Source organism: Lentzea sp. (assembly GCF_036380075.1).
In the GTDB taxonomy this organism is placed as follows: Bacteria; Actinomycetota; Actinomycetes; order Mycobacteriales; family Pseudonocardiaceae; genus Lentzea.
This window is the reverse complement of the sequence record NZ_DASVFL010000063.1, coordinates 1-4,910: the sequence shown is the minus strand read 5'-3', so window position 1 is coordinate 4,910 and position 4,910 is coordinate 1. Positions and strand designations below refer to the sequence as shown.

The window sequence follows — 4,910 nt, the reverse complement described above, 5'->3', positions numbered from 1 at the left end:
GCGATGCACCCCGGTCATTCGTCCGAGGTGCACGACCACGCTGGGACAGGCACAGGGACAACGCAACAGGAGCACGCTGGAACCCCGCCCGGCCCAATCCCACAAGACGCCCAACGCAAAAGGCCCCCGGCAACCAAGCCGAGGGCCTTCCGCAACTCACCTAGAGGATCACACCCACCCGGCAACGCTGAGCGTCACCGACCGGATCGACCCGCGGTCGGACCCGACGACGTCGGCGACCTTGAACACCCAGGTTCCGTCCGCCCCGTCAGCCGTCAGCGACGACAGCGGCGCACCACCGAGCCAAGACCCGGTGAACGGCGCGTCGGCACTGGTGACGGACGAGAACGCCCGAGTGGCCGAGTCGTCGAACACCGCCTGGCAGATGTTGTTGCCGCTGCTGCCGGCCCGCGAGAACAGCGTCACGGTCTTGCCGGCGGGCGAGGTCAGCGTGCCGACCAGGTCACCGACGAAGGTGTGGTCGATGCCGACCGTCGTGGCGCCGTCCGCCGTGGAGCAGGTGGCGCCGTCCACGGAGAACTTCAGGTTGGACGCGGCACCGACGCCCGTGACGGGCAGCGGCACGGACACGCCGGTCTGGTCGTTGTCCGGGATCGCGATCGGGGCACCGGTGTAGGCGAACGTCTTGTAGTCGCGGGACGGTTCACCCACGCGCAGCGTGAACGACGACGTCGTCGGCGAGGTCGCGCCCGAGTAGGTCACCCGTGCGTCGAGCTTCACCGCGGAACCGAGGCCCGCCGTGGCCGGGACCGTCACCTTGAAGGTGTTGGACACGGTCTGGCCGGCGTCGATGTTGCCGTAGTACTTCGACCGCGGCGCGATGGTCACACCGGCGGACGGCGTGGTCAGCACGAGCGAGGTCGACGCGGCCGAACCGTCACCGTTGTTCGCCACCGGGACGGTGACCGTGGAGGTCGTGCCCGGCTTGAGGAAAGCGCTTCCGTCGGCGTCGTTGACGACCGTCGGCTTCTGCGCGCGGGCCAGTGCCTGCGGCGACGCGCCCGTGTAGGCGAGGGCGCGGTCCGCCAGCACGATGCCGGCACCGGTGCGGTTGTCCACGCCGGCCTCGACGATGTCGACGGCCGTGGTCACCAGGGCTTCCTTGACCTCGGCGGGCGACAGGGTCGGGTTGCCGGACAGGATCAGGCCGGCGATGGCAGCGGCGTTCGGGGCCGCGGCGGACGTGCCGAAGAACGGCGCGAAGCCCGGCACCGACGTGGTCACGCCGTCGGCGGCGGTGAGGTCCGGCTTCTGGCGCACCTCGGCCAGCGGCGAACCGTCGGGCGCGAAGAACGTGCGGCGCGGTCCGTCGGAGGTGAAGCGCTCCGGCTTCTGCGTGCTGTCGAACGCGTTCGGGTACGGGCCCCGCGGGTTGGCCGGGTCACCGGGCTCGAGGTCGAACGGCAGCGCGCCGGCGGCGGGAGCGGCCGCGACCGAGATCGCGCCCTTCGCCGCGGAGTGACCACGGGTCGTGCCCGGCGTCACGTACTTCTTGAGACCGTCGTTGGTGTCGGCGAACCGGCCACCGAACAGCGACAGCGCGAAGTACTTGTCCTCACCGCGGTACTTGACGACCGCGAGGCGCGTGCCCGTCGAGCTCGACGGGGTGTTGATGCGCTCGTACGGGTCCTGAGCGCCGTCCTGGTTGTTCTGGCTGAAGGTGACAACGTTGCCCTGGGCGTTGACCAGGTACAGGTCGTAGTCGTTGAACGACTGGCCCAGCGGGTCGGCCCAGTGCAGCACGACCGGGGTGTCACCGGAGAAGTTCGACAGCGGGTTGTAGAGCTGCTTGGCGTTCGGGTCCGGGTTGAAGTCGTGGGCCGTGCCCGCGAACTTGCCGACGCCGACACCGGAGTCGACGAACTGGCCCTCGTAGTGGCCGGAGGTGCCGTCGGCGACGTTGCCCTGGTTGCCCGCGCTGGAGAAGAACAGCGCGCCGTCCGCGGCGACCGCGTCCACGGCCCGCGCGATGATGCCGTCCTGGAACGGCGACTCGTTGAAGTAGATGACGTCGTCGACGATGACGTCGCAGCCGAGCTGGAAGCGCAGCTTCTTGATGTTGTCGGCGAAGCTCGCGTCACCGTTGAACGCGGTGGCGAAGCCGAGCTCGGCGTTGGGCGCGAGGTCGTGCAGGATCTCGAGCATCGCGGTGCCCTCGTCACCGGAGCCCGCCTGGCCCGTCAGCACGTCGACGGCCGGCAGCTCGCCCGCGGCCTGCGACACGGCCAGCGAGCTGACACCGTCGGACAGGGCGCAGAGCTTCGTGCCGACGCCGGTCACGTGGAACGAGCCGCGCGCCGCCTCGGCGTTGTGCGCCTTGTCGCTCTCGGCGACCTTGGCGGCCTGGACGGACATCTGCTTCTCGGAGAGCCGGCGCTCGATCTCCCGCGCCTTGTCCTCTTTGGACGGAGCAGCCTTGCGGGACTTGGTGTCCCGCTTGTTCTTCAGGTCCTGCGTCATCGCGTCACTGCCCTGCTCGACGCGGGCGACGTCGGTGCGGCCGGCGATGTCGGCGAGCTTCGCGAGAGGCACCTCGGCGCGCACGGTGCGGTTCTCGGAGGACACGGCCCTGATCTGGCCGCCCGCGGCGCGAACGGCGTTGACCAGGTCTTCCGAGTACTGCTTGGCGCGGATGTCGACGAGGGTGGTGGACTGCGGCGTCACGGCAACGCCGGTCTGCACCTGCGGAAGGGCGTTCGTCGTCCCCACCTGGACGCGCTTGCGCGCCTCCACGACGAGCATGCTGTCCACCTTGGACTCAGCTGGGGTGAGCGACTTCTTGATGCTCTGCAGCGCGGCGATCTGGGCCGCGGTGCGGTCGGTGATGGACTTCGACGCCTTGACCGGGTCCGCGGACGCGGGCGTGATGGCGGTGAGCGCGGCCAGAAGAACAGCGGTACCTGCGGTGACTAACGTCGTGCCTCTTCGCGATCGGCGCACAGGGCTTCTCCCCCGAACGTTGGCGTGCCCCCGAGCACGCAGCCTGCGACCGGAGATTCCCGGTCGAGGCGTCAACGTATGGTGCGCGTGTGATCACAGTCAGCATCCGATTGGGCTACTTCCCACTGGGCAGACGCAATCACACTTCACAGAACAAAAGCGTCAGTCCACAACTGACCGGTTCGACCGGAAAGGGCTTCCAGCAACGCGGCGGCCTGGTTGTCCGTGAGGGACGCGACGAAGTCCACGACGGCACGTCCGCGCGCCAATCCCCTGATGGCGTCAGGACCGACGGGCATCTCGCCGGTCGCGCCGACCAATGTGGACGGCTCCGTCCGGGCGAGCCCCGCGTACTCCGTTTCGGCCAGCTCGACGAGGTCGTGAAGCCTGCGCGGCAAGCGATCCGCCTCCGTTCGGTCCGTCACCCACTGCTCCAGCGCGTCGACGAGCGAGCTGAGCAGCCGCGCCTGTCCACGTTGGTGCAACGCGAGATCCGGGCGCAGCAAGACGAAGCGCCGGTGCACGAACTTCAGCACCTGCACCTCGTGCCACTGCGCCACCGCCAGCACCACGTGACCGGACCTGGGCGTCGGTTCCTCGATCACACCGACGGCGTCAACGAGCCGGCGCGTCCACCGCGAGCTGAAGTCCGCGACCGCCTGCTCGGCCTCGACGGACCCGTCGAACCGCACCGCCAGCAGTCCGTCCACGAGCTCCTTGCCCACCTTGCGGACGGCGAGCGCGAACGCCTCGTCGTCCATCACCCAGGAGTCCTTGAGGTGCAGGCGCCGGCGCAGCGTCTCAATTGACCGTCCCGGCATGCGGATCTCCGCATCCAGGTCCGCGTCGCTCAAGCCCGCGAGGTCGAGCGCCTGCGCCTGCCAGGTGCCGAACTCCGCCGCGACGGTGGCGTGCTGGAGGACGCCGACGCGGTGGAAGTCCTCCAGGTCGTGGATCGCGTAGGCGATGTCGTCCGCGGTGTCCATGACGCTCGCCTCGACGGTCTGCTGCCACGACTCGATGCGGCCCTCGAACGGTTCGCGGGCCTGGCGCAGGTCGTTCATCTCCGTGACGTAGGCGGAGAACTTTGAGCTGCCGGTGCCCGGCATGTCGTCGGGTTCGGACGCGCCGCGCGGGGCGACGTCGAGGGAGAGCTTCTGGTGCCGCGTCCACGGGTACTTGAGCATCGCCGCCCGCACCGCGACGGTGAGGTCGAGGCCGAGTGCCTTGGGTCCGCGCACGTCCGTGGTCGTGATGATGCGGAACGACTGGGCGTTGCCCTCGAACCCGTCCGGGAGGCCGAACCGGTGGCGCGCCAACCGGTCCAGCACCTGTTCGCCGAGATGCCCGAACGGCGGGTGCCCGAGGTCGTGGGCGAGCGCGGCCGCCTCCACCACGTCGGGGTCGCAGCCGCCGAGCTTCTCCAGCACGGCGACGAGGTCGGGACGGTTGGTGAGCCGTTCGGCGATGGCGCGCGCCGCCTGGGCGACCTTGAGGCTGTGGGTGAGCCGGTTGTGCACGAGCAGGCCGGACCCGGTGGAGCTGACGACCTGTGTCACGCCGCCGAGGCGTGCGAAGAACGGGGAGCTCGCGACCCTGTCGCGGTCGACGCGGAACGGGTTCGTGGCGAGGTCGGCGGTACGTCCGACGCCGGCGGACCGGCGGGCGGTGCGCTGCTCGTTGTGCATGGCCCTGAAGGTATACCGCGCGGGCCCAGAACCCCTTGAGGGCGTGGCTGGGCCAACACGAAAATGCCCCCGCGGGGAGCGCTCTCGGCGCTCGACCCACGGGGGTATCTCGGAAGAAGTTCGGCGGCGACCTACTCTCCCACACCGTAACCAGTGCAGTACCATCGGCGCAGAAGGGCTTAACTACCGGGTTCGGAATGGGACCGGGTGTTTCCCCAACGCTATAACCACCGAAACACTATGGAATTCACAACCCAAACC

Annotated in this window: 2 protein-coding genes and 1 rRNA gene; all 3 read right to left on the bottom strand. The window is 69.3% G+C overall.

Annotated features, from left to right (window positions below; translation table 11 throughout):
* Nucleotides 1-168: 168 nt before the first annotated feature.
* Complete coding sequence (locus tag VF330_RS07740) at nucleotides 169-2,961, bottom strand: S8 family serine peptidase (RefSeq protein ID WP_330850816.1); 2,793 nt, start codon at nucleotides 2,959-2,961, stop codon at nucleotides 169-171.
* Between the two features lie 146 nt (nucleotides 2,962-3,107).
* A complete protein-coding gene (locus tag VF330_RS07735) occupies nucleotides 3,108-4,649 on the bottom strand; it encodes a dGTP triphosphohydrolase (protein ID WP_330850815.1) in 1,542 nt (513 codons plus the stop codon).
* 118 nt (nucleotides 4,650-4,767) lie between these two features.
* Nucleotides 4,768-4,884: ribosomal RNA gene (gene rrf, locus VF330_RS07730) — 5S ribosomal RNA — on the bottom strand.
* Between the last annotated feature and the right edge of the window lie 26 nt (nucleotides 4,885-4,910).